At 62.2% G+C, this 22,094-nt stretch carries 21 protein-coding genes; 7 read left to right on the plus strand and 14 right to left on the minus strand.

The genetic code is table 11. The features are described 5' to 3' along the window. Positions 1 to 204 precede the first annotated feature (204 nt). Positions 205 to 1,682 (minus strand): IS3-like element ISAar44 family transposase gene (locus ACIP6G_RS06940; protein WP_400289372.1). Its coding sequence is split into 2 segments (ribosomal slippage): positions 205 to 1,292 and positions 1,292 to 1,682, totalling 1,479 coding nucleotides; the frame shifts between segments, so codons are not numbered across the junction. Between the two features lie 491 nt (positions 1,683 to 2,173). Beyond that, on the minus strand, positions 2,174 to 2,326 hold the full coding sequence (locus ACIP6G_RS06945) for a hypothetical protein (RefSeq protein WP_365946108.1): 153 nt from the start codon (positions 2,324 to 2,326) through the stop codon (positions 2,174 to 2,176). 245 nt (positions 2,327 to 2,571) lie between these two features. Between ACIP6G_RS06945 and ACIP6G_RS06950 the strand changes: the two genes are divergently transcribed. From ACIP6G_RS06950 to ACIP6G_RS06975, 6 genes are all read left to right on the plus strand, one after another. Then, positions 2,572 to 3,630: a nucleoside hydrolase gene (locus ACIP6G_RS06950; protein WP_365946107.1), complete on the plus strand. Its 1,059-nt coding sequence runs from the start codon at positions 2,572 to 2,574 to the stop codon at positions 3,628 to 3,630. Positions 3,631 to 3,747: 117 nt separating this feature from the next. Further along, positions 3,748 to 4,554, plus strand: coding sequence for a glycosyl transferase family 9 (locus ACIP6G_RS06955; RefSeq protein ID WP_105659162.1), 807 nt, complete (start codon positions 3,748 to 3,750; stop codon positions 4,552 to 4,554). 7 nt (positions 4,555 to 4,561) lie between these two features. Beyond that, positions 4,562 to 5,320 carry an energy-coupling factor transporter transmembrane component T gene (locus ACIP6G_RS06960; RefSeq protein ID WP_365946106.1) on the plus strand — a complete coding sequence of 253 codons (759 nt, stop codon included), beginning with the start codon at positions 4,562 to 4,564 and terminating at the stop codon, positions 5,318 to 5,320. After that, positions 5,317 to 6,717, plus strand: a complete 1,401-nt coding sequence (locus ACIP6G_RS06965) for an ABC transporter ATP-binding protein (RefSeq protein ID WP_365946105.1) — start codon at positions 5,317 to 5,319, stop codon at positions 6,715 to 6,717. The genes ACIP6G_RS06960 and ACIP6G_RS06965 overlap by 4 nt, the downstream gene beginning before the upstream one ends. 115 nt (positions 6,718 to 6,832) lie before the next feature. Beyond that, positions 6,833 to 7,585 carry an SDR family oxidoreductase gene (locus tag ACIP6G_RS06970; RefSeq protein ID WP_365946104.1) on the plus strand — a complete coding sequence of 251 codons (753 nt, stop codon included), beginning with the start codon at positions 6,833 to 6,835 and terminating at the stop codon, positions 7,583 to 7,585. 211 nt (positions 7,586 to 7,796) lie between these two features. Then, on the plus strand, positions 7,797 to 8,870 hold the full coding sequence (locus ACIP6G_RS06975; protein ID WP_365946103.1) for an alkene reductase: 1,074 nt from the start codon (positions 7,797 to 7,799) through the stop codon (positions 8,868 to 8,870). An 86-nt stretch (positions 8,871 to 8,956) separates the two neighbouring features. Here the strand turns inward: ACIP6G_RS06975 and ACIP6G_RS06980 are convergent, their stop codons facing one another. The 7 genes from ACIP6G_RS06980 to ACIP6G_RS07010 form a co-directional block, all read right to left on the minus strand. Next, entirely contained in the window at positions 8,957 to 9,796 is an 840-nt protein-coding gene (locus ACIP6G_RS06980) for a transporter substrate-binding domain-containing protein (RefSeq protein WP_365946102.1), read from the minus strand. A 68-nt stretch (positions 9,797 to 9,864) separates the two neighbouring features. Next, entirely contained in the window at positions 9,865 to 11,403 is a 1,539-nt protein-coding gene (locus ACIP6G_RS06985) for an ABC transporter ATP-binding protein (RefSeq protein ID WP_365946101.1), read from the minus strand. Next, complete coding sequence (locus tag ACIP6G_RS06990) at positions 11,396 to 12,247, minus strand: ABC transporter permease (protein ID WP_365946109.1); 852 nt, start codon at positions 12,245 to 12,247, stop codon at positions 11,396 to 11,398. Before ACIP6G_RS06990 ends, ACIP6G_RS06985 begins: the two co-directional genes overlap by 8 nt. Continuing rightward, complete coding sequence (locus tag ACIP6G_RS06995) at positions 12,240 to 13,193, minus strand: ABC transporter permease (protein WP_400289376.1); 954 nt, start codon at positions 13,191 to 13,193, stop codon at positions 12,240 to 12,242. The genes ACIP6G_RS06990 and ACIP6G_RS06995 overlap by 8 nt, the downstream gene beginning before the upstream one ends. Before the next feature lies 1 nt (position 13,194). Further along, a complete protein-coding gene (locus tag ACIP6G_RS07000; protein ID WP_365946099.1) occupies positions 13,195 to 14,739 on the minus strand; it encodes an ABC transporter substrate-binding protein in 1,545 nt (514 codons plus the stop codon). A gap of 216 nt (positions 14,740 to 14,955) precedes the next feature. After that, positions 14,956 to 16,239 (minus strand): MFS transporter, encoded by a 1,284-nt coding sequence (locus ACIP6G_RS07005; protein ID WP_365946098.1) that lies wholly within the window; start codon positions 16,237 to 16,239, stop codon positions 14,956 to 14,958. Between the two features lie 53 nt (positions 16,240 to 16,292). Then, positions 16,293 to 16,823 carry a very short patch repair endonuclease gene (locus ACIP6G_RS07010; RefSeq protein WP_365946097.1) on the minus strand — a complete coding sequence of 177 codons (531 nt, stop codon included), beginning with the start codon at positions 16,821 to 16,823 and terminating at the stop codon, positions 16,293 to 16,295. A 186-nt stretch (positions 16,824 to 17,009) separates the two neighbouring features. Between ACIP6G_RS07010 and ACIP6G_RS07015 the strand changes: the two genes are divergently transcribed. After that, positions 17,010 to 18,071, plus strand: a complete 1,062-nt coding sequence (locus ACIP6G_RS07015) for a 2,3-butanediol dehydrogenase (RefSeq protein WP_365946096.1) — start codon at positions 17,010 to 17,012, stop codon at positions 18,069 to 18,071. 52 nt (positions 18,072 to 18,123) lie between these two features. Here ACIP6G_RS07015 and ACIP6G_RS07020 read toward each other — a convergent pair whose 3' ends face one another. The 5 genes from ACIP6G_RS07020 to ACIP6G_RS07040 all read right to left on the minus strand — a co-directional run bounded on the left by ACIP6G_RS07020 (position 18,124) and on the right by ACIP6G_RS07040 (position 22,093). Beyond that, complete coding sequence (locus tag ACIP6G_RS07020) at positions 18,124 to 18,798, minus strand: hypothetical protein (RefSeq protein WP_400289378.1); 675 nt, start codon at positions 18,796 to 18,798, stop codon at positions 18,124 to 18,126. Beyond that, positions 18,795 to 19,205: a DUF4383 domain-containing protein gene (locus tag ACIP6G_RS07025; protein ID WP_332489345.1), complete on the minus strand. Its 411-nt coding sequence runs from the start codon at positions 19,203 to 19,205 to the stop codon at positions 18,795 to 18,797. The genes ACIP6G_RS07020 and ACIP6G_RS07025 overlap by 4 nt, the downstream gene beginning before the upstream one ends. Before the next feature lie 322 nt (positions 19,206 to 19,527). Continuing rightward, a complete protein-coding gene (locus ACIP6G_RS07030) occupies positions 19,528 to 20,910 on the minus strand; it encodes a deoxyribodipyrimidine photo-lyase (protein ID WP_365946094.1) in 1,383 nt (460 codons plus the stop codon). Positions 20,911 to 21,065: 155 nt separating this feature from the next. Next, complete coding sequence (locus ACIP6G_RS07035; protein WP_365946093.1) at positions 21,066 to 21,677, minus strand: DUF3618 domain-containing protein; 612 nt, start codon at positions 21,675 to 21,677, stop codon at positions 21,066 to 21,068. Beyond that, positions 21,674 to 22,093: a phage holin family protein gene (locus ACIP6G_RS07040; protein WP_066142299.1), complete on the minus strand. Its 420-nt coding sequence runs from the start codon at positions 22,091 to 22,093 to the stop codon at positions 21,674 to 21,676. The genes ACIP6G_RS07035 and ACIP6G_RS07040 overlap by 4 nt, the downstream gene beginning before the upstream one ends. Position 22,094: the final 1 nt, after the last annotated feature.

Raw genomic sequence — 22,094 nt, forward strand, 5'->3', positions numbered from 1 at the left:
CGTGATTAATTGAGATCCACTGTCAAAAGCGCCGCGTTGACGCCGAGTCAATTGAGACACGTCCAAGAAGCGAAGCGATGCGCTCACAGGACATATGATGCATTCTAAAAGTAATCAAAATATGGGGTAATCCAAAATGGAAACTGCAATGAATGGGACCTTGTCCAGATCGGAAATTTTCAAGTCAAGTGAGACCAATGAGTGTTAACCAGCTTGCATTTCTTGTCCTTCCAACCGCTTCACCGGCTCATTGATCCACGCCGCTTCGGGCATCTGAAGCTTCTTCGGCAACCTGCGCCGCCCAAAACGCTCAGGATGCTCATCCCAAGCCTTCTGCAATGCAGCCAACCTCTGGTCATCAACATGCCCAGTCATCCCGAAATGAACATCAGCAGGCGTATGGAACCCAATCCCCGAATGGCGATGGTGCCCGTTATACGACTGAACAAACCGGTCCATGAAAGCCCGGGCATCAACAAGTGATCCAAACCGCTGCGGGAATGTCGGAAGATACTTCAAGGTCTTGAACCACGCCTCACTGAACGGGTTGTCATTGCTGACCTTCGGCCGCGAATGCGATTTGAGCACGTCCAAGTCCGCCAACAAAGCCGCCACGGGTTTCGAGGTCATCGAGGTGACGCGGGCGGCATGCACAACTTTCGGCACCTGGTCTTTGGCGAACACCCCGGCAATGAAATCACGCGCCAGCTCCCCGGATTCACGAGTATGTACCTGGCAACCGACGATATAGCGCGAATAGATGTCAATCATCACGTACGCGTCGAAATACACGCCCTTCGTCGGGCCGGCCAGCTTAGTGATATCCCAAGTGAACACCTCTCCAGGCTGATCCGCGACCAGCTCGGGGACCTTTCGTGCTGGATGACGGGCCTGTCGACGGCGTTCAGCCACTTGCTTCGCCCTCCGCAGCAACCGATACATGCTCGATACCGAGCACAGATGTGTCCCTTCAGGCAGCAGCGTGGCGTGGATCTGCTCTGGGGCTTGGTCCACGAACCGTTCGGTGTTCAGCGTTGCCAGAATCGTGGTTTCTTCCTGCGCGGTGAGCTTGTTCGCTGGTGCCGGGCGAGGAGCGGTAGCCCGCAGTGCTCGCCCTGCGCGGGCAGCGTTTTGGCGGCGGTTCATCGTCGCCCTACTGACCCCGGCCAGCGAGCTGGCCTGACGTGTTGATACCCCGCCGGTGACCAGTTGTTCATAAACGTGGGACAGGAGGTCCTGGGCTGCTATTTGGAATCCGCGCTCTTCGAGATTTGTTCCAAGAGCGCGTGTGCTTTTCCCATGATCTCTAACGCGGTTTGGGTGGTTGCAAGCTTCTGCTCGTTGGCAGCTAGCTGCTTTTTCAGTCGGGCGATTTCCGCTTGTTCCTTGCTCAGCCGGCTACTGGACCGGGCCGGGAAGCTGTTGCTGGTTGAATCTCCGAGGACTCCGGCGTCGCGTAGCCTGCGCCATTCAACGATCTGCGAGGAATACAAGGCGTTGGCGCGCAGGTAGCCTCGGCCCTCGCCGGTTTGGATCGCTTGTTCGCAGCCGTCGAGGTAAGCCAGTTTCTGGGCTGGGCTGATGCTCCTGCGGCGGGGCTGTTCTGGGCGCGAATCGATGGAGTCAATAGTTCCATTCTCCGGCATGTTCCCCGGGGTGGGGTGGATGGAATCGATGCTCATGATGGCGGTTGTACCTGTTCTCGCCCTGTCTGAGGGGAGGTTTACTTGCTATGAATCAGTGGTCTCACTCCAGCCTGACAGACAGGGGACGACGTTCGGCTCAGATTCAAAGGCATGGGTTGCCCCTTGGCTACCCCAACGAGAGTTATCCACGTAGCCCCCTAACTCTAGAATTCTGATACTGCTATCTAAGCACGTCAGACCTACAGAATGGAGCTCTTGGTAAGTGTGCGAAGCAGCCGAACACTATTGGGTTTTTGGTACATGAAATCGGCGGTAGATGAGGGTCGTGGTGGACATGCCCATATTATCGTTGGCGGCTTGGTTCTTTGGATCTTCAGCTTGAATCAGACCGGCTGCAGATCGGGGATGTAGAATCCGGCGGAGGTGGGGGCTGCGGCCTCCGGAGTCGCCGCTGGCAGTGCTGCGTATGGCCACGGAGTTATTAGTTCTTTCCCGCTCGGTTTTGAGTTTCGTTTGGGCGAGGTCTGTCACGATGGCGAAGGCCAGGGCCGTTGTGTTTCGGTGTCCGCAATGCCGTCGAGATCCAGGACCCGAAACTCGATATCGCGTTCGAGTAGGTTCTCGGTGAGTTCGAGCATTTTCTGGTTGGAGCGCCGGCGCCCGTCCAGGGCGGAAATCATGAGGATTCGTAACCAGGATCGTTGAGCTAACTATAGATAGCATTCGTCCGAAGTAAAATGAATTGTTTCTTGTTCAGGTTCAAGCGCTCTAATGAATATTATTTCTGGTCGAATAGATTTTCGAGGCGGCAACTGATGCGATAGAAAAGCAATCAAGTTAGGATCCGGCTTACTGCCTGTCTTTGAGGTCAGTCGAGAGGTATCTCGGGGCACAATGAAATATGGCAAGTTTCAGGAGGTAGTTCATGAATCGCATACGTCTACTGGCCGACTGCGACACTGGTATCGACGATGCCCTGGCCTTGGTGTATCTGTGCTCGCTCGATCACGTGCAGATCGAGGCAGCCACCAGCACCCCGGGCAACGTCGATGTCGAGCAAGTCGCCGCGAATAACCGCGCTCTGCTCAAGTTCTGCGGAAAGCAAGACGTCCCGGTGCTCGTCGGTGCGCGGGAGCCACTTGAAATTCAGCTCGTGACCACTCCGGAGACCCACGGGCCTCAGGGGGTTGGCTACGCAACGCTTCCCGATCCTGGCTCAGGCTCAGCTACAGACAATGACGCCGTTGACTATTGGATTCATGCAGCACGCGCCAACCCAGGAGAGCTTACAGTGCTCCTGACTGCGCCGCTGACAAACTTCGCTCTGGCACTTCGACGCGAACCACGTCTTCCTTGGTTGCTGCGCAAGGTAGTGATCATGGGCGGCGCCTTCTACTACCAAGGCAACACCACGCCTACCGCTGAGTGGAACACTCACGTGGACCCGCATGCGGCAAAGGAAGTTTTTGCTGCCTACACTGCTGCCGTGGAACAAGGATTGGATTCCTCGAAGTTGCCGATTATCTGCTCTCTGGACACCACGGAGCGCTTCGAAATGCAGCCCGACTTCCTGGCGAAGCTTTCCATTGAAGCCGGATGCGCTGAATCAGAAATCGTTCAGGCTAGCGGCCCGGAGGGGACCCTGAGCAAGTCATCTAATCCACTGGTGCGCTATCTCTCCGACGCCCTGCGGTTCTACTTCGAATTCCACAGGCACTACGACCAGGGCTACATCGCCCACGTGCACGACTACTTTGCCGCTGGCGTTGCCGCGGGAACCCTCGATTATGAAACACGTCCAGCAACAATTGACGTTGAGACAGAATCGCAATTGCTCTTCGGTACCACGGTGGCCGATTTCCGCGGGCTGTGGGGCAAGCCGGCGAACGCCCAGGTGGTTGTGGCAAACGACCCTGAGGCAGGGTTTGCCGAGCTGGTCCAGCGTGTCGGTGCGCTGGCAAGGAAACTCAACGAAAATTCCTGAGCGCAGGCAGGTGGGCTAGAATCGTCTACCGGGTCGAGGTGACATAGACTCGCCATTCGCGCGTTGCGGGAGCAATCCTGCGCGCAGCCAAACTCGTATCCCCAGGATTGCCTCATCATGTCACCGAACCTTCTTTTGCCCGAAGCATCAGCGACCCAGCTCCTGCGCCGCAGGGTGCTCGGCGCAGCTGGAACCCTGTTGCTCGTTGGAACCTACCTGTTCCTGGTCATCACCCAACCCGCGGGAATCGTCGAGGGCTTGGGCCAAGGAGTTGCCTTGGCAACTTTCGCCGCCTACCTGATTGCAGCCGTCCTGCTGCTGCTCGCTGTGCTGCCGGATCTGCCGGTCTCCGCCCTAACGCTGATCCCGGTCGCGCTGGCACTGAACATCATCCTGGGCCAATTCGTCGGGTCCGTCATGGTCCCGCTCTACCTGGATTCCATCGGTACTGTTCTCGTGGGCTTCTTGGCCGGCCGCCGTGCCGGTGCCGCTACTGGTGTGCTCAGCACGCTGATCTGGTCACTGTTTGCCCCCACCGTCTTGCCGTTCGCTGCAGGAGCCGCACTGGTCGGTTTCCTTGCGGGAACCGCCGCCCGCTACGGCGCCCTGCGCCGGCCATACCTTGCCCCAATCGCAGGCCTGGTTTCCGGTGTACTGGTTGGCGTAGTCTCATCCCCGGTGGCTGCCTTCGTCTATGGCGGCACCTCGGGTGTCGGCACCGGCGCAGTAGTTGCGGCCTTCCGCTCCATGGGGGATTCGCTGCTCTCCGCCGTCACCAAGCAGGCCCTGATCTCTGACCCGGGAGACAAGGCAATTGTCTTCCTCATCGCGGCGTTGCTGGTCTTCGCCTTGCCGAAGCGCTTGAGCGGTTCTTTTGAATTCATCCGCCGCTACAAGGTGCTGGGCAAGAGCGGAAACAAGTAGGCAACCTATGAAGCGCCGCATCGCTGAGTTGCATCCTTTTACCGTGCTTTGCCTAGCCGTGCTCACCGTTTCGGTGGCCACGGCTGCCAGCCGCTGGTGGCTGAGCTGTGCGGTAATAGTGCTTTGCCTGGCTATTGGCGCAGTTGCGGGCAAGGCCCGCAAACTCGCGGCGCTCAGCGGTGCCATCATGCTCCCGACCCTCCTGTCCTTGCTGATGATCCATGGGCTGGCTTCACAGGATTCTTCGGCGGTGATCGCGGCATGGGGGCCAGCCAGCCTGACGCTTGGGGGAGTGGAGATCGCCATGACCCTGGCCTTGCGCACCGCCGTGCTGGTGGTGGCTGGTTTGCTTTGCGGTTTGCTGATCGACAAGCACCAGCTGGTGGCAGCTATCGACTTGTCTCCGGCTCCGCCGCAGGCGGGATACCTGTTGGCATCCACGCTGTTCCTTCTTCCGCAGATGATGGAAAGGCAGCATGCCATTGGCCAAGCCCAGGCCTTGCGGAAAGCAGGAACCGGCCGGGGCTTGGCCGGCTGGCTGCAGCGCCTGAGACTGCGAGCAGTACCCCTGGTGCTCTCCTCGGTGCAAGATGCCCATGACCGTTCGGTGCATCTGGCCGCGCGCGGTTTCCCCGCCCGCGGTGAGCACAGCAGGTTGCGCCACGTCGCAGACTCGCAGATCCAAAGGGGCGTCCGCTGGGTTGCCCTGCTTTGTTCGGTACTGGCGCCGGTAGCGATTCTGGTGCCACTCGGGGGAGCCTCATGATGGACATGGATCACCGTGCACCTGCAGGAACCACGGCGGCGCTGCACCTCAGGCTGGGAAGCTTCCGCTACTCCGAGGCGCAGTCCGAGACCTTGCGCGAGATCGAGATGGAATTCTCCCCGGGTTCCCTGACTGTCATTGCCGGCGACTCTGGATCCGGGAAGTCCACGCTGGGCGGAGTACTAGCTGGCATGCTCCCGCGGCCAGGAGCGGACCAGTGCGAGGGAACGGTCACCCTGGCGGGGCAACGGATCGATTTTTCTCCGGAGCATTCGCCGCGAATCGACGTCGCAGGCTGGGCCAGGCACGTAGGACTGCTGCCCCAGGATGCCGGGCTCTACCTCTCGGGGATCCGCCAGACGGTTGCAGAAGAGCTGGTCTTCGCGCGGGAGAACGAGGGAATGCCCCGTGAAGAGATGGCGGGGCTCATCGCCGAGCTATCCACGCGGCTGTCCCTGGAACCTCTGCTGGAACGCGATCCCGCCAAGCTTTCAGGAGGCCAAGAACGCCTGGTCGCACTGGCCGCGTTGTCCGCAGCCAAACCGTCCATCATTGTGCTCGATGAACCGTTGGCCGGTTTGGATTCCAAGGCAACTCAGGCAGTGACCTCGATGATCACCAGGTTGCGTGCCGAAGGCACTGCACTTGTGGTGCTGAGCCGGACGGCAGAAGCATGGGAAGCCGAAGCGGATTCACTGTGGAACATCGCGGACGGAGCTTTGCAGCGGGCAACTGCAGGCGCTGCAGCCGCTGCGTTGCCTTCCAAATCAAAAAGATCATCTGTCCCCGCCGCATCCGCAAAGCCTTTGCTGGACTTTGCCGGCGTGCAACTCGGTTACAAAGACGGCAGCGCACCGGTCCTCTCCAATCTTGACCTGGAAGTCCGTGCCGGAGAATGCGTGGGGCTGGCCGGCGCCAACGGAACGGGCAAGACGACACTGCTCAAAGCCGCCGCAGGGCTAATCAAGCCAACTGCAGGAAAAATGCGGGTGGCAGGTGATGCGGGGATGCTCCTGCAGAACCCTTCGGACCAGCTCTTCGAGCGTACCGTAGCCCGGGAGGTCGCCTTTGGCCTTCCCAAGAAGAGCAGCCAACGTGCCCGCGTGCCGCTGGTGCTTGAACAGCTGGGCTTGGAATCCTATGCGCAGACCCATCCTTATGAGCTGCCGGCTTCGGCCCGCCGGCTCGTTGCCCTGGCCACCGTGCTGGTGCGCGAACCGCAGTTGCTCCTCCTTGACGAACCAACCGAGGCGTTGGACTCGGCTGGGCTTCATTGCCTGCACGGGGCCATCGATTCGATTCTCGAACGCGGGGGAGCGGTGCTGTTCTCCTCCCACGATGAGCGATTCATGTCGTCCACCGCGCACAGGGTGCACCGCATGCGGAGCAGTGACTGAGCTCACCGACCTTTGATTGACACGTCATCGACTTTCGGGATGGTTCGGAGTAGCGTCCAAGGTATGAGGCCAACGGAAATCCCGTGACCATCTTGAAACGGAAAGTGGGTCCATCATGGCTCAGTATGATGTAGCAGATCGTTCGGCAGTAGTCACCGGCGCCGGTTCGGGCATTGGACAGGCTATCGCCATCCTCTTAGCCGCTAATGGAACCAAGGTGGTGGTCCAGGACCTCAATGCGCAGGCCGCTGGCGCTACCGTGGAAACCATCAAGGCCGCAGGCGGAGAAGCCGTAGCTGTTGCAGGAGATGCCAGCTCTTCGGCTGTCATAGACGAAACCATCAAGGCGGCCAACGCCATGGCTCCATTGAAGATCGGCGTCAACAACGCAGGCATCGGCGGCCGCGCCGCCAAGGTGGGCGAGCTGACCGACGAGGACTGGGACAAGGTCATCTCGGTGAACCTCAACGCCGTCTTCCGCGGAACCCGTGCCCAGGCGAACGCCATGAGCGAGAACGGGGGAGGGTCCATCGTGAACATGGCCTCGATCCTCGGCTCGGTGGGCTTCGCCGGCAGCTCCGCCTACGTTTCCACGAAGCATGCCGTGGTGGGTCTGAGCAAGACCGCCGCCGTCGAATATGCCACCTCAGGGGTACGCGTGAACAGCGTAGCCCCGGGCTTCATCGAAACCCCGTTGCTGCAGCAAATGCCCAAGAAGGCCTATGATGCGCTGGTCGACAAGCACCCGATTGCCCGCTTGGGCAAGCCGGAAGAAGTGGCGGCGCTCGTGGCCTTCCTGGCCAGCGATGCCGCGTCCTTCGTGACCGGCAGCTACCATCTGGTTGACGGCGGCTACACCGCCGTATAGCCCATCGGATCAAGCGGATGCGGTGCGGAGTTGTGCCGCATCCGCTGGTTTATTGCTCCTGGCGAACCCTCGAATCCAAGCAATGAGCGTCAGGCGATTCCAATGCTCTGGAGCCGTTAGCCAGCTCATGTTCTTAGCCGAAGCGGAATAAGTTGCTTGCGGCGATAGTTACGCTGTGCAACTACAATTTCCAATTCAGGAGTCCCGCCCCATGGATCTGTTTTCCCCTCTCGCCCTCGGCGACCTCAAGCTGTCCAACCGCCTGGTCATGGCACCGCTCACCCGCTCGCGTTCGGGCAAGGACGGCGTGCCCAACGCAGACGTAGTCGAGTACTACCGCCAGCGCGCGTCCCTGGGCCTGATCGTCAGCGAGGGCACCTACCCGAGCTTTGCCGGCCAGGGCTTCGTCCGCCAGCCGGGCCTGGTCACCGAGGAGCAGATTGCCGGCTGGAAGAAGGTCACCGACGCGGTGCACGCCGAAGGCGGCCTCATCGTGGCCCAGGTCATGCACGCCGGCCGGGTCACCCACCCGGAAACCACCGGTGCAAACTACGTCGAGGCACCAAGCGCCATCGCGGTTGAAGGCGAGTCGCGCACCTACACCGGAAAGCACGCGTACCCGGTTCCGCATGCTCTGGGCACCGAAGAACTCCCAAGGATCATCGAGGAATTCGTTGCCGCTTCGCGCAATGCCATCGCCGCCGGATTCGACGGCGTGGAGCTTCACGGGGCCAACGGCTACCTGCTGCACGAGTTCCTGGCGCCTTCGGCCAACACCCGCACCGACAACTACGGTGGCTCCCCGGAGAACCGGGCCCGCTTCGTCATCGAGGTAGTTACCGCTGTCGCTGAAGCAATTGGCGCCGGCAAGACCGGCCTGCGCATTTCGCCGGAACACAATGTCCAGGGCGCGGTAGAAAATGATCGTGCGGATGTGCTGGCTACCTACACCGCGCTGGTCCAGGGCATCGCGCCGCTGGAGCTGGCCAACCTGAGCATCCTGCACCATGACCCAGCCGGCGAGCTGGTCCAGTCGCTGCGCAAGGCCTTTGGCGGACCGGTGCTGCTGAACACCGGCTTCGCGGAGATCACCACCTATGAGGAAGCCGCACGCGTGGCTGCCGAAGGCTGGGGAGAAGCCGTAGTCGTGGGCCGCCCTGCGATAGCCAACCCGGATCTGGTGCGCCGCTGGAAGGAACAGCTACCGCTGAACGAACCAGATTTCGCGACCTTCTACACCGAAGGCCCCAAGGGCTACATCGACTACCCCTTCTGGGAGAACTGATAGCGCCAACCGAATAGCGATGCCAGCGGCCTCGTCCAATCAGCATTGGGCGGGGCCGCTGGCCTATTGTCATGTTCTGGCGGCGGTCATCCGAACCAGGGCTTCTCGGCAGCCGCCAACGTCCCGTCATTCTTGGCCATGTTCAGCCACTGGTTCACGTACTCCTGGAACTCGTCATCGCCCAGCGGCAGCAGGTACGCCTTCTGGGAGAAATTGAATGGCTGATCCGGGTGCACCGCGCACAGCTCGGGGTGCTCGTTGGCCACCCACCGGGTTTCGGAGGCATCGGTGGTCATCACATCGGCACGCCCGGCAATGATCTCATCGAAGATCTTGTTGTTGTCCTCGAAACGGATGATTTCCCCTTCGGGGTAATTCGCGTCGGCGAACTTCTCGTTGGTCCCGCCAATCGGGGTGATGGAACGGACCCCGGGCTGGTTGATTTCCTTGACCGTGTCGTACTTCTCCACGTTCTCGCACAAGGTGATGGGCGTCTTGCCCTCGTCCAGGGTGGCTTCGCTGTAGTAGGCCTGCTGGGCGCGTTCCATGGAAATGGATACCCCGCCCACGGCGATATCGCATTCGGAGAGGAAGTCCGGCATCAAGTCCTTCCAGGAGGTCTGGATGAACTCGGGCTCTGCGCCCATCGACTCGGCAAGATTCTTGGCCATCGTGATGTCGATTCCCGACCATTCCCCGGTGTCCGGGTCAAGATAGGTGAACGGCCGGTAGTCCCCGGTGGTGCAGACCTTCAGCGTTCCGGCTTCAGCTACGCTGGCCAGCCGAGTGCTCTCGGAAACTGGCTCCTGGGCGTCGCCGGAATCCGGGGCTGGAGCCGAACAGCCTGCAAGGAACAAGGCTGCGCATAAGGCCAGCAATGGCAACCGGCGGGTAATGGACGGATTCTTCTGCGAACTGTCGGTCATAGTCCATCAATCTATAAGCGCTCCAAGTCAGGGCACAAGAGTTCCGGGTTTTCTTACGCGAGCAGAAATCAGCCGGCAGCAGGAACCGCTGCGGTGAGGTCCAGCGCGGCCACGAGATCCTTGCTGTGCTGATGTTCCGCATTGCCCAGGAAATCGTTGAGCGGCCGATGCTCCACCAGCTCGCCCTCGTAGAACACGGCTACGTCGTCACTCACATAGCGGATCACGTCCATGTCGTGGGAGATGACCACCAGGCTCAGCCCCATGTGCTCGCGCAATTCAAGCAGCAGGTCGAGGATATGGCGCTGGGCTACCGAATCCAGTGCCGAGGTGGACTCATCGCAAATCAATACCTGGGGGTCGGTCAGCAGCGCCCGCGCGATGGCCAGGCGCTGGAGCTGGCCGCCGGAGCACTGGCCGGGCCTGCGATCGAGCAATTGCTCGGCCAATCCCACCTGGGCCATGGCTTGCGCCATGCGCTCGCCGGCCTGGATTGCCGGCAGCCGGTGCACCGCCGCGCTCATCGACGTGCGGAGGGAAAGCCGGGGATCGAAGGACGAGTACGGTTCCTGGGCAATGACCTGCACTCGCGTTGCTTCGCCGTTGCGGCGCGTATCGATGATCCGTCCGGTCGTTGGCTCTTCCAACCCGGCCAGCAGCCGGGCGAAGGTGCTCTTGCCCGAACCGGAGCGGCCCACCACTCCCAGGACCTGGCCGCCGTGCAGGCGCAAGCTTGTGGGCTTCAATGCTGCCGGTCCCTTCGCGCGGCGCGTGTAGTTCTTGCTCGCATCCACCGCTTCCAGCAAGCATGCGGAATCCATAACGCGTGGCGTGCGCAGGGGAGGCATGCTGGCTTCCACCAGCTCGCGTGTCTTGGCGTGACGGTCCCTGGAAAAAATCTGCGCGGTGGGGCACTGGTCCACAATTTGCCCGTCGCTGACTACTACGACGCGGTCTGCGATGTGCTGGATGCTGGCGATGTCGTGGGTGATGAACAGGACACCCACGCCACGTTCCTGCTGCTTGCGGCGCAACAATTGCAGCACTTCGGCCTTGAGAATCGAGTCCAAGGATGACGTTGGTTCATCAGCCAAAATGAACTCCGGGTCAGCGGCCAAGGCGATGGCCAGCATGGCGCGTTGGGCCATCCCGCCGGAAAGCTGGTCCGGGCGCTGGCCGGCAATCTGCTGGGCAGGGGACAGGCCTACTTCTTCGAGCAAGGACAGCACCTGCTGCTCGTGCTGGCGGGCTTTGCCCCAGCCGTGGGCTCCCAGGGCTTCAAGCAGATGCGCGCGGATGGTCAGCCGCGGGTTCATCACGCGCTTGGGCTGCTGGAACAGCATGCTGATACGCCGTCCGCGCACCGAGTCCATGGCCTTCTCGCCCAGCTGGTCAAGGCGCTGGCCGTCAAGCAGGATCTGCCCCTCGGCACGCAGCTGCTGGGGCAGCAGGCCGATGATCGCCTTGGTGAGCAGCGTCTTGCCGGAACCGGAACGCCCGACAACCGCCACCAATTCGCCGGCTCGCAGGGCGCCGCGTGCCTCGGAAAGCAATCGCTGATCGCCGGAGCTGACCGAAAGGTCAATGAATTCAAGTTCTCTAGTCATGGGCTTCCGCCTTGGCCTCGGTGGCAAGCACGTCCTGCCCGCCCAGCACGTGGGTGATGCGATTGCCCAGCAGGGTGACGCAGAAGCTGACCAGGAAGATGGCTGCGCCCGGCGCGATCAGGCCCCAAGGGGAGCGGATGGCATGGGGCTGGGCTTCGGCGAGCATTGAACCCCAGTCGGACTGCGGCGGCTGGACGCCGATGCCCAGATAGGACAAGGAGCCGAGCAATACCAGCAGCAGCCCGAAGCGCAATGCCGACTGGGCCAGCACCGGACCAGCCACGAAGGGCAGGACATGGTGGCGCAGGATGAACCAGCGCGAAGCGCCGACATGCCTGGAGGCTTCGACGTGGTGGGTGGATAAGGCCTGGGCCGCCATGGAACGCACCAACCGTGCGGTGGGGGTCCATGCCACGACGCCCACGGAAAGCACCATGGTGAAGAATCCGGGACCCATGACCGCGATGATCAGCAGTGCAATCACGATTTCGGGCAGTGCGAGCAGCAAGTCGTTCACGCGCAGGAAGAGCTCGTCCAGCCATCCGCCGCGCACCGCGCTGAGCAGGCCCAGTGCGGTGCCAACCAGCAGCGCGAACAGCGTGGTGATCAGTGCTACCGATAGCGAGAACCGGCCACCGTGCAGCACCCTGCTCAAGGTGTCGCGGCCCAGGGCATCGGTGCCCAGCAGATGGGACAGGCTGGGACCTTGCAACCGGTCCGCCAGGTTCTGGGCGTCGGGGTTGTAGGGGGAAATCCACGGGGCGGCGATGGTCAGGATGACCACCGCCAGCACGATGAACGCGGGAGGGGAAAACAGGATTTCCCTGGAATGATTCCTAGCCATGTCGTACACCAATCCTCACATTGGGATCGCTGATCCTGTGCACCAGGTCAACGATTCCGGTCACCAGTACGGCACAGGTGACGACCACCACCACGCCACCCTGGGCGACCGGGATATCGGCATCGACGATGGAGTCGAAGATCAGCCGGCCCATTCCGGGAATGGCAAAGATGACTTCCACGATGACCGACCCGCCCAGCAGCCCGGCAAACCAGACACCCACCATGGTCCACAAAGGCAGCAAGCCGTGGGGAACCACATGGCGAACCAGCCCCTGGGTGCTGCTCAGCCCGCGGGCGCGGGCGGCCAGCACATGCTCGGAGTCCAATGCCTGGCGCACCCCCGAGCGCACCGCGACGGTGAAGAAGCTGATGGGGCGCAAGGCCAGAATGAAGACCGGCAGCACCATCGAGGCCGGGGAATCGAAACCGGCCGAGGGAAGCAGCGAGAAGCGCACCGCGAAGAGCAGGACCAGCAGCGGAGCCAGCGCGTATTCGGGGATGGCAATCAGCGCGTGGGTCGCGGAGGTGATCAGCTTATCGGGCCATTTCCCGGCACGGGTGGCCGCCAGCACTCCCAGCACAATGGACACGGCGATGGCCACCACCAGCGCACTGCCGGCCAAGGACAGGGTGACGCCGATGGCCGGCAGCACCTGGTCGGCTACCGGGGTGCCGCTGATATGCGAGATGCCCATGTCTCCAGTGGCGAATCGGCCCAGCCACCGTCCGAACTGCACCAGCATCGGGTCGTGCAGGCCGAATTGCTGTGCGTAGGCCTGCACCGTTGCCTCGTCGGCGGCCCCGATGTCCATGCGGGCGCGCAGCAAGGACCGCACGGGGTCCCCGGGGGAAACGAAGGGGACCAGGAATACCGCGAAGGATGAAAGCAGAACTGCTGCGCCGAGTCCAATAGCCCGGCGCAGCATGGTGGCTAGAGGTGACACGCTAGCTGGTCTTCGCCAGATCCTTGGTCAGCACGTAGCGGGTCAGCGGGTCCTGGACGTAGCCCTGGACCTTGGCTCCCACGCCGTCGATAGCCTGCTCGTTGACCAGCCAGACGTTCGCGGCGTCGTCGGCGAGCAGATCCCCTGCCTGGCGGTACAGGTCGTGGCGCTGGGCCTCGTCCTTCTCTGCCAGTGCCTGGCCGATCAGCTGGTCGTAGTCCTTGTTGCAGTAGTGGCTCAGGTTGTAGCCGCCCTCGCAGGTGTAGTCGGACTGCAGGAAGCCGATCGGATCGGCAATGTCGATCATCCGGTTGCGCTGGCTGAGGATCATGTCGTAGTTGCCGGCCAGCACATCGGGTTCTGCGGCGCCGTAGGATTTGGTCACCACGTTTGCCTGCAAGCCGATCTGCTTGAACTGCTCCTGGATGATGGCGCCTACCCCGGCGAACTCCGCGCGTTCGGTGATCGCAATGATTTCCAGCGGCTTGTCCTGCTGGTATCCGGAAGCTTCCACCAGCTTCTTGGCTTCTTCGATATTCACCTGCGGCACGGCCAGATCCGGGTTGGCCCAAGGCTCGCTCGGGGCGAAAGGACCGGTGGCAGGCTGCGCGGCGCCTTCGTAGATGCTGGCGGCCATGGCCGGCAGATCCAGGGCCATGGTGGCGGCCTTGCGCAGCTCCCGGTTCTCGAATGGAGCGCGCGAGTTGTTCAGGTACAGGGTCGAGGTGCGAGGCGAGTCGGCCTTGAGCACGCTGATCTTGCTATCGGCTTCCAGAGCCGCCAGGCTGGTGGCCGGGATGGACATGGAAATGTCCGCTTCTCCGGTCTGGACCTGGGTGGCGCGGGTGGCGCCTTCGGTGATGTAGCGGATTTCGCCGCCGGCCAGCTTCACCTCTCCGTCCCAGTAATTCGCGTTGCGGTCCAAGGTCAGGGACTGCCCGGCTTTTTCGGAGACCGGGGCGAAAGGTCCGGTGCAGTGATTCATCGGATCGATGCCCTTGCCGGTGTACGCTGCAGGCGAGAGCACGCCGGCGTTCACGCTGGCCATGCGGTAGGGCAGCAGCGGATCCGCGGCGGGGGTGGTGACGCGCACGGTATCAGCGTCCAGGGCCTGGACTTTCTTGATGGTCTTGGGGTTCACCGCACGCGCTGGGGCGGTGGCCTTGAGCACGTGGTTCAGCGAGCCGGCAACGGCCTTGGCATCCATGGCGGTGCCATCCTGGAACAGTACGTTCTTGCGCAGCTCGAAATCCCATTCGGTATCCGAGGATTGCTTCCAGGAAGCAGCGAGCATCGGTTCAACGGTTTTGGTGCTCTGGTTGTATTTGGCCAGGGTTTCCAGGCAACCGGCGATGGAGAGCACATAGGCGTCGTCGCTTTCCAGCGCCCAGTTGGATACCGGGGCGCGGAAATTGGCCACGACCACGCGGGCTTCCGAGTCCGCGGCTTGTTCCGGGGCGGAGCTCGCAGGGGTGGAGCTGCAGGCGGTCAGCGCCAGGGCAATGGCCGCAAAACCTGCGGCAGCGCTCAATCGTCCAAGTTTCATGGAAATCCTTCGGTATTACGTGATGGATTGGCATCTAATGCAATAGAGCCTCGGTAAGCGTACCCTAATTAGTTGCCTCGTTTTGATGATTATGGCCCGGCAGGGAAAGCGGAGGAAAAGCCCCCGCAGAGAGCCTGGGAAGAGTGGAAGCTGAGTAGTGCAAACTTGGGATGCCCCGTGGAAATTCTGCGAGGGCAGCGCGTCATGTGTCGCAGTTCACGCACCCGGGGTCTGCAGGCCTGAACGCCTCACGAGCGATGCGCCAAGCCAAGAAGCAACGACCAGCGGAATGATGAGAACCAGCCACGGCAGGAATCCGGGGACGTGGCCCTGGCCGGCCTGGGACAAGAGCCAGCCCACCAGCAAATTCCCCAGTAGCACCGCCAGGCCGCCGCAACTGGACAGCAAGCCGAAGTAGGATCCGGTACCCCGGTGCCCGGCGAATCCGGGAACCAGCGAAAGAGCTGCAGGGTGCACGCTCATATGCCCCAAGGCCAGCAGGGTGACCGCGCACAAGATGCGTACCGCCGCGGTATTCTCGCCAAATGCCGTGGCGGGGAGAAAGGCGAGTACGCCGAACCCCAAGGCGCTGGAGAAATATCCGCAACGCAGGGTCGCCGCCAAGCCGATCCGTGCGGCGAGCCATGCGATGGGCAATTGCAAGCCCAGAGTTAGCACGGAGATCCACGCGAAAACCAGTCCCAGCCACTGGGTGGGCAGGCCCGTGCGTTCCAATTCCAGGGGAATGGCCAAATAGAGCTGGTTGTATGCCAGCAGGTCCGAGGCATGCAAGGCGCAGAAGGCCACGAATTTCCGGTCCGCCAGGCAACGGCGCAGGCTGCCAGGCTGGGCCGGCCGCTTGGCCCGGGATCCAGCATGATCCAGCGAAGTGACTTCCGGAGCGTAGCGGCGCAATGCCGCAGCCAGGAACAGTCCGATGGCGATGAAGAAGATTGCCCCGAAACCTGCAACGGCCGCGAACCCCCAGTCCCACAGTGCCGCTCCCACCAACGGTCCGGTCACCGCGCCGATTTCTCCGGTGACGCTCAGCCAGGCAAAGAGCGTGGCCCGCTTGGCTCCCGTGGGTTGGCCCCTGTCGCGCGCGCTCTGGGCAGCGCCCACCAGAATGCTCAGGCCCGGAGAGAAAAGCGCCCCGCCGAATCCGGTGAGCAATGTACCAAGGATGAACAACCAGAGCTTCGGGTCGCCCAAGGACAGCGAGGCGGCCAGCGTGAGGAACCCGGCGGCGCGCACTGCGCAGCCAATAAGGATCATGCGCCGGGCACCGAAGCGATCGGCCAGGCTGCCTCCGGCAAGGAAGAGGCCCTGCTGGGCGAAGGTCCGGATGCCCAGGATCAGGCCCACCGCGGCGCCTGCCAGCAGGAAGTCGTTGGCCAGCACTACGGCAAGAAAGGGGACCACGGCGTAGAAGCCGATATTGAACAGCGTCTGGGTTCCCAGCAGTACCGGGACTTCGAAGCGGGACGTGCTGGTTTTCATGGACCTCGGGGAACGGGTAGGCGCTGCGGGCAGATCGGGCGGACTCTTTGATCTTAGCCAACCCCGGTGCTCTGGGACTGGTCCTGCCCGGTGGAGCCGCGCGGCAGGACCCGTGCCGGTCCGAGGAAACTTGCCGCCCTGTCCAAGACTCCATCCATCGCCTTCAGCTCGCATTCCCAGAGCGTCAGCGATTCCCAGCCAAGGGCCGCCAGGCTATCGCGATTGCGCTGGTCCCGGGCGATGTTGGCATCCAGCTTGGGGTTCCAGTACCCGGTATTGGATGCGGGGCGCCGCTGGCCCACCGGGCAGTCGTGGCCGTGCCAGAAGCAGCCGTTGACGAAGATGGCCTTGCGCCGGGCGCTGAAGACCAGATCCGGGGATCCGGGAAGCTTTCCGCCTCGCAGCGGGATGCCGGGATGCGCAGAACGCAGCTGAGCAACTTGCCGTGCGGGCAGGACGCCGTGCACGCCGTAGCGGTACCCGGCGGCATGCAGCAACCGGCGCAGGACCAGTTCCGGTCCGGTGTTCTTGCTGGAAATGCGAGACATGAGCGCCGAACGCTGCGCCGCCGACATGATGTCCATAGTCCATTGTGCGCCGCGAACAGGCCGCGCACTGCTGGCTGGGTTTTGGCTGGATGGCTTGCTGGAGCCATCGGATGAAACCTCTTGCAACGGTTCCCAAACCTTGGCTGCCGCAGTAGCTTGGAGCTGAAATGGCCGGCCGGGATCGGGCCGGTCACCGACAGGCAGAAGAATCGAGGGGGAGCCATGCGCGCAGCACGGTATTACGACCAGAAGGACATCCGGATCGAGGACATCGATGAGCCGCAGCTGAAACCGGGAACAGTGGCCATCGACGTGGCCTGGTGCGGCATTTGCGGCACCGATCTGCACGAATACCTGGAGGGCCCGATCTTCATCCCGCCGGCCGGGCATCCGCACCCGATCTCCGGGGAGAGCGCTCCGGTGACCATGGGCCACGAATTCTCCGGAACCATTACCGCCCTGGGCGAAGGCGTCACCGGCCTTGAAATCGGCGAGAACGTCGTGGTGGAACCGTACATCATCCATGAGGATGTGGACACCGGCGAAGGCCAGCAGTACCAGCTCTCCCAGGACATGAACTTCATCGGCCTGGGCGGCCGCGGCGGAGGGCTATCGGAGAAAATCGTCGTGGAACGCCGCTGGGTGCATCCCATCGGCAAGATCCCCCTGGATGAGGCCGCGCTGATCGAGCCGCTGTCGGTGGCCCACCACGCCTTCGTCCGCTCCGGGGCGAAGGCCGGGCAGGTGGCGATCGTGGGAGGTGCCGGCCCGATCGGCCTGCTGACCGCAGCGGTGCTCAAGGCCAAGGGGCTGACGGTCTACATCTCGGAACTCTCCGAGGCCCGCAAGGCCAAGGCGCGAGAAACCGGAATTGCCGACGGGATTTTCGATCCCAGGGAAGGGGACGTGGCCGAACGGGTGCGCGAAGCGACCGGCGGCCGGGGTGCGGATACCGGATTCGAGTGTTCCTCGGTCCCGGTGGTGCTGGATATGCTCCTGGACGCGGTGGCTCCCGGCGGGGTGATCGTCAACGTTTCGATTTGGGGGCATAAGCCGCAAGTGGACATGCCCAAGCTGGTCTTGAAGGAAATCGACCTGCGCGGCACCATCGGCTACGCCAATGACCATCCGGACACCATTGCCCTGGTGCAAAGCGGCAAACTGGACCTGGCCCCGTTCATCACCGGGCGCATCGGGCTCGACGAGCTGGTTTCCGAAGGGTTCGACCAGCTGATCAACAACAATGAGGAACACGTGAAGATCATTGTTGATCCGCGGGCCTAGCCTGCAGCTATCGGGGCCAGTTGGATCACTGGCACTGGCCCCCTGGCTGCGGCTAGTGGTGGTGTTCTGCCTGTTTCATCTTGCCAATGATTCCCGGGTCGATGTCTCCCGAACGATGAGCGCCGTGCTCGGAATGCGGTACCGCGAGTTCTCCAGCGGACGAAGCTGCCAACCCCAAACTGGCAACCGCCGCAACCGCAACCGAACCGGCAAACATGCTCCCGAGGACAACTAGGCTGCTGGAACGCACTGCCTGGTGCGGATAGTTCTTCCGCCGCTTGCGCTGCCACAGGAATACCGCCAGCACCGACAGCTCAAGCAGCAGCAAGGAAGCAATCGTGAGATCCAGATTCTTCGTTCCCTCCGGGAACCCCCAAAGGCCGGCAACAATGCTGGCTAAATGCACGGAGGAGACGAGCGCCAGGCAGGGGACCGCAAGCTTCACGGCAGGGGCCGCTGCCTTCAGCAGGCTGGCAACGGCGTACACCAGCGCCACCCCAGCCCAGGCTGCGGATGCTATCGCGCCGAGCCACGCCCACCACGGTGCCGGGGCGGACCCGACCCCGAATGCCGATGCCAAGCTGGCGGAGGAGGCCGCGGCCAGCGCCGCAACTCCCAGACCAGCGATCCCGGCATATAGGCCGCCGAAGGCGACGGATCCCGCAACTGCACCTCGCCCTTGAGTGGCAGGTTCGGTGGCAGCCGCCGTCGCCTCATGGGAATTCATGACCGTGCAGTATGGGCTGCTGGCGTCCGGTCCTGGGACAGGCCTACCGACAGCAGGACAAGCGCGCTGGCTAGGTGCAGGACGTTATCCGCACCATTCAGGGCAATGATGTTCAGCGCTGTTGAGGCCAAGAAGAGGCCGAGGATGCCAACCAGGAGGTAGACGGCGCCCACTGTGGTGTTGGCGAGCTTGGAAGCACGCACGGATCCGAGCCCAGCGATGAGCAGTGCTGCGCCGATGGCCAGGTGGATGACGTTGTGAAGTGGATTGACCTCGAAAATGATCAGCTTCCCGCCCTCTGTTGCGAAGAAGTCCACGCCGGCAGTGACAAGGAACCCGAGCAGGCCGACAAGGAGGTACACGGCCCCGAAAATCGTTGCGAGCAAGCGGTTAGGCGATGTGCGCATGGCAATCAGTCCTTCCTGGGACACGGATTCTAGTCCGTGTCGAGTTTTGCGGGCTCCGGAAGGAACCCTGTAGAGGTTCTTCGGAGAAGGGCGGAAGGCGGATTGGTCTTGATTGGACTTATTTGCGGTTATCGGGCGTACCCAAGGATGCGGGTATGCGTATAAGCTCCGGCACTCGGTGGAGAATGCTCTGGACCCTCCGGCAAGGAAGCTGATGCACTGAGACAGGGAGCCGAAGAGGCATCGGGCTGAAACAGCGAAGAGCATGTGAAGATCTTCGTGGATCCGCGGCTTCATTTTCCCGCTGCCCGATGCTTCGCGACTATGAGATGAGCTTCATCTGCTCATAGGCATCCAATGCAGCCCGCCGCGATTGCTTCAGATCCACAATGGGTTCGGTAGCCAGCGGGGCGTACTGTGCGACGTAGCTTCCCTGAGGGTCGAATTTCTTGGCCTGCAATTCCGGGTTGAAGACCCGGAAATATGGGGAAGCGTCGGCTCCGCTGCCGGCGACCCATTGCCAATTGGCAGTATTGCTGGCGAGATCCGCATCAACCAAGGTGTCCCAGAACCAGCGCTCGCCGGCTTTCCAATGCACTTGCAGGTTCTTGACCAGCAGGCTGGCTGCCACCATGCGCACCCGGTTGTGCATCCATCCGGTCTGCCAGAGCTGCTGCATGCCGGCGTCCACTAGACCGAAACCGGTGCGTCCTTGTTGCCAACAGCTCATATATTCCGCGGCCTGCGGGTCTGCCTCAGGCCAGGCCCAGTCGAAATGATCGAACTGCGCACGCAGATTCCGCTCCGGAAGCTGCGGGTGATGGTAGTACAGGTGCCAGCAGAAATCCCGCCAGACGAGCTGGCGGCGCATCGCGGTGGCACCGTCGGAAGCCTCGGGATTTACGGCGGCCAGACGGCCCAGCGCCTCCCACATCTGGCTTGCGCTGACATGCCCCCAGCGCAAGGCGGGGGAGAGGGCAGACGTTCCGTCCAGATCGGGGCGGTCATGGTGCTCCGGGTAGTCTTCGGCGATCGATTCCAGCACCTGCTCCAGGCGCTGGCGCGCAGGCGCTTCTCCGGGTTCCCATTGCGCGGCGAGCCCGTCAATCCAGTCCAAAGCCGGCAATAATCCCAAGCTCTCCAACTCGTCGCTGGCGGGAAGATTAGTGTCCGGGAGGGGTTCTTGTGCCTGTGGCGCGGGCAACGGAGGCCGGATCTCGCTGTCGCGCAACGCGTTGTAGAAGGGCGTGAAGACCTTGTAGCAGGTGTTGTTCTTGGTCAGCAGCTCCCAGGGCTCATGCAAGAGCGTCCCGCTGTAGCTGCGGGCATGGACGCCTCGCGCGTCGAGGTCCTGCTTGATCTGCATGTCGACGGCGCGTTCAGCGTGGCCGTAGCGGCGGTTCCAGTGCACGGTCTGCACGTTGCCTTCGTGCACGAGTTCGCTGATGATCCCGGCGGCCGGGCCTTGGCGCAGGATGAGCGGGATTTCCAGTTTTTCCAGCGATCGGCGAAGGTCCTCCAGCGCCTGATGCAGCCACCATTTGGCCGCGCCACCCAGCGGGCGGATGCCGGCAGATGCCTGGTCCAGGACATATACCGCGATCACCGGACCGGAAGAAAGCGCGGCATCCAACGCTGGGTGATCGCTGGTGCGCAGATCATCGCGGAACCATACCAGCTGGGTAAGCAAAGCAGGCTGAGTCATTTGGAGTTCTCCATGGACTCATCCTAGTGGTTATTTAGCTTAGCTAGCTAAATTCTGGTGGATGCCCCGCCTAGCTCGGCGGCTACCGGGCATAGCAAGAGGCTGGTGGTTCCAATCAGTGATTGCACGCACCAGCCTCTTGCCGCGCCTAGGGATCAGGAGCCGTTACCCATATCCTTGGCCGTGTCCTTTGCTTCGCTGTGCAGATGCTCGGCTTCGGAGTTGGCTTCGGATTTGACGGTTTGCACGGATTCCTGGGCGGAATCCCGCAGGTCCTCTGCGGCCTGCCGCGCAGGCTCCCGCAGGTCCTCTGCGGCCTGCCGCGCAGGCTCCCGCAGGTCTTCGGCAATCTGTTTCGCCGCATCTTTGGCCTCTTCGGCCAGCGGTTCTGCCTTGTCCTTGACCCGCTGGACCAGCTCGGCTTCTTTCTGGGTCCCCGGAAGCAGCGACGAGGCCAGCAGTCCTGCCCCGAAGGCGATGATTCCGGCGGCCAGCGGATTGCCCTTGGTCTGCTCCACCACCCTGTGCGGTGCGTCCCTGACGGCTTCCGCGGCGTCTTCACCGTAGTGGTGCAGCTGGTCACTCGTTGATTCACCGGTTCCCATGACGGAGTCCTTCACCTTCCTGAATGAGTCCTTGACCTTTTCGGATTGTCGGTGGGCAATATGGCTGGGACTGACCCTGTCGGCAATCGCATCCACATCCTGTTGCATGTCGCCTCGTGTCTGGGCGATTTCCGCGCGGAGTTCTTCTGAATTCTTGCTCATGGTGCATCATCCTTCGGAGTAAAAGCTGATGGAATCCTCTTGACTGTCTCGGCCGTATTAGGCAGTCCCTTGATCTCTTGCATCTTCTTCTTGGCTGCGCTTGCCAAGACCAGACCGATCACCGCCCAGAGGGCGGCGACCACCAAGGCCGAGAAGCCGTAGCCAATCCAGAGCGACAATCCGAAGAAAGCCGCAACGGAAAGGAACAGCAAGACGAAGTGGCCGGCTACACCGGCACCGGCGTACATGCCCGCACCCTTGCCGGCGGAGCTGGCCGACTCCTTCAACTCCGTCTTTGCCAGCTCGATCTCTTGGCGAACCAGCAGCGATACATTCTGGGTCAGGTCATTGAACAGGGCGCCGAGGGAACTGCGTTCATGTTCTGCAGAATCGGGATCTGGCGTCGTGTGAGTCATC

Origin of the sequence: Glutamicibacter sp. NPDC088483, from assembly GCF_044753145.1 — a bacterium.
Lineage (GTDB): Bacteria > Actinomycetota > Actinomycetes > Actinomycetales > Micrococcaceae > Glutamicibacter.

Coding starts and splice junctions, on each gene's coding strand:
- ACIP6G_RS07020 (WP_400289378.1), bottom strand. CDS start 18,798: ATGAATTCCCATGAGGCGACGGCGGCTGCCACCGAACCTGCCACTCAA.
- ACIP6G_RS06970 (WP_365946104.1), top strand. CDS start 6,833: ATGGCTCAGTATGATGTAGCAGATCGTTCGGCAGTAGTCACCGGCGCC.
- ACIP6G_RS06950 (WP_365946107.1), top strand. CDS start 2,572: ATGAATCGCATACGTCTACTGGCCGACTGCGACACTGGTATCGACGAT.
- ACIP6G_RS06990 (WP_365946109.1), bottom strand. CDS start 12,247: ATGGCTAGGAATCATTCCAGGGAAATCCTGTTTTCCCCTCCCGCGTTC.
- ACIP6G_RS06965 (WP_365946105.1), top strand. CDS start 5,317: ATGATGGACATGGATCACCGTGCACCTGCAGGAACCACGGCGGCGCTG.
- ACIP6G_RS07010 (WP_365946097.1), bottom strand. CDS start 16,823: ATGGACATCATGTCGGCGGCGCAGCGTTCGGCGCTCATGTCTCGCATT.
- ACIP6G_RS06980 (WP_365946102.1), bottom strand. CDS start 9,796: ATGACCGACAGTTCGCAGAAGAATCCGTCCATTACCCGCCGGTTGCCA.
- ACIP6G_RS06945 (WP_365946108.1), bottom strand. CDS start 2,326: ATGATTTCCGCCCTGGACGGGCGCCGGCGCTCCAACCAGAAAATGCTC.
- ACIP6G_RS07000 (WP_365946099.1), bottom strand. CDS start 14,739: ATGAAACTTGGACGATTGAGCGCTGCCGCAGGTTTTGCGGCCATTGCC.
- ACIP6G_RS07025 (WP_332489345.1), bottom strand. CDS start 19,205: ATGCGCACATCGCCTAACCGCTTGCTCGCAACGATTTTCGGGGCCGTG.
- ACIP6G_RS07030 (WP_365946094.1), bottom strand. CDS start 20,910: ATGACTCAGCCTGCTTTGCTTACCCAGCTGGTATGGTTCCGCGATGAT.
- ACIP6G_RS06960 (WP_365946106.1), top strand. CDS start 4,562: ATGAAGCGCCGCATCGCTGAGTTGCATCCTTTTACCGTGCTTTGCCTA.
- ACIP6G_RS07040 (WP_066142299.1), bottom strand. CDS start 22,093: ATGACTCACACGACGCCAGATCCCGATTCTGCAGAACATGAACGCAGT.
- ACIP6G_RS06985 (WP_365946101.1), bottom strand. CDS start 11,403: ATGACTAGAGAACTTGAATTCATTGACCTTTCGGTCAGCTCCGGCGAT.
- ACIP6G_RS06955 (WP_105659162.1), top strand. CDS start 3,748: ATGTCACCGAACCTTCTTTTGCCCGAAGCATCAGCGACCCAGCTCCTG.
- ACIP6G_RS07005 (WP_365946098.1), bottom strand. CDS start 16,239: ATGAAAACCAGCACGTCCCGCTTCGAAGTCCCGGTACTGCTGGGAACC.
- ACIP6G_RS07035 (WP_365946093.1), bottom strand. CDS start 21,677: ATGAGCAAGAATTCAGAAGAACTCCGCGCGGAAATCGCCCAGACACGA.
- ACIP6G_RS06975 (WP_365946103.1), top strand. CDS start 7,797: ATGGATCTGTTTTCCCCTCTCGCCCTCGGCGACCTCAAGCTGTCCAAC.
- ACIP6G_RS07015 (WP_365946096.1), top strand. CDS start 17,010: ATGCGCGCAGCACGGTATTACGACCAGAAGGACATCCGGATCGAGGAC.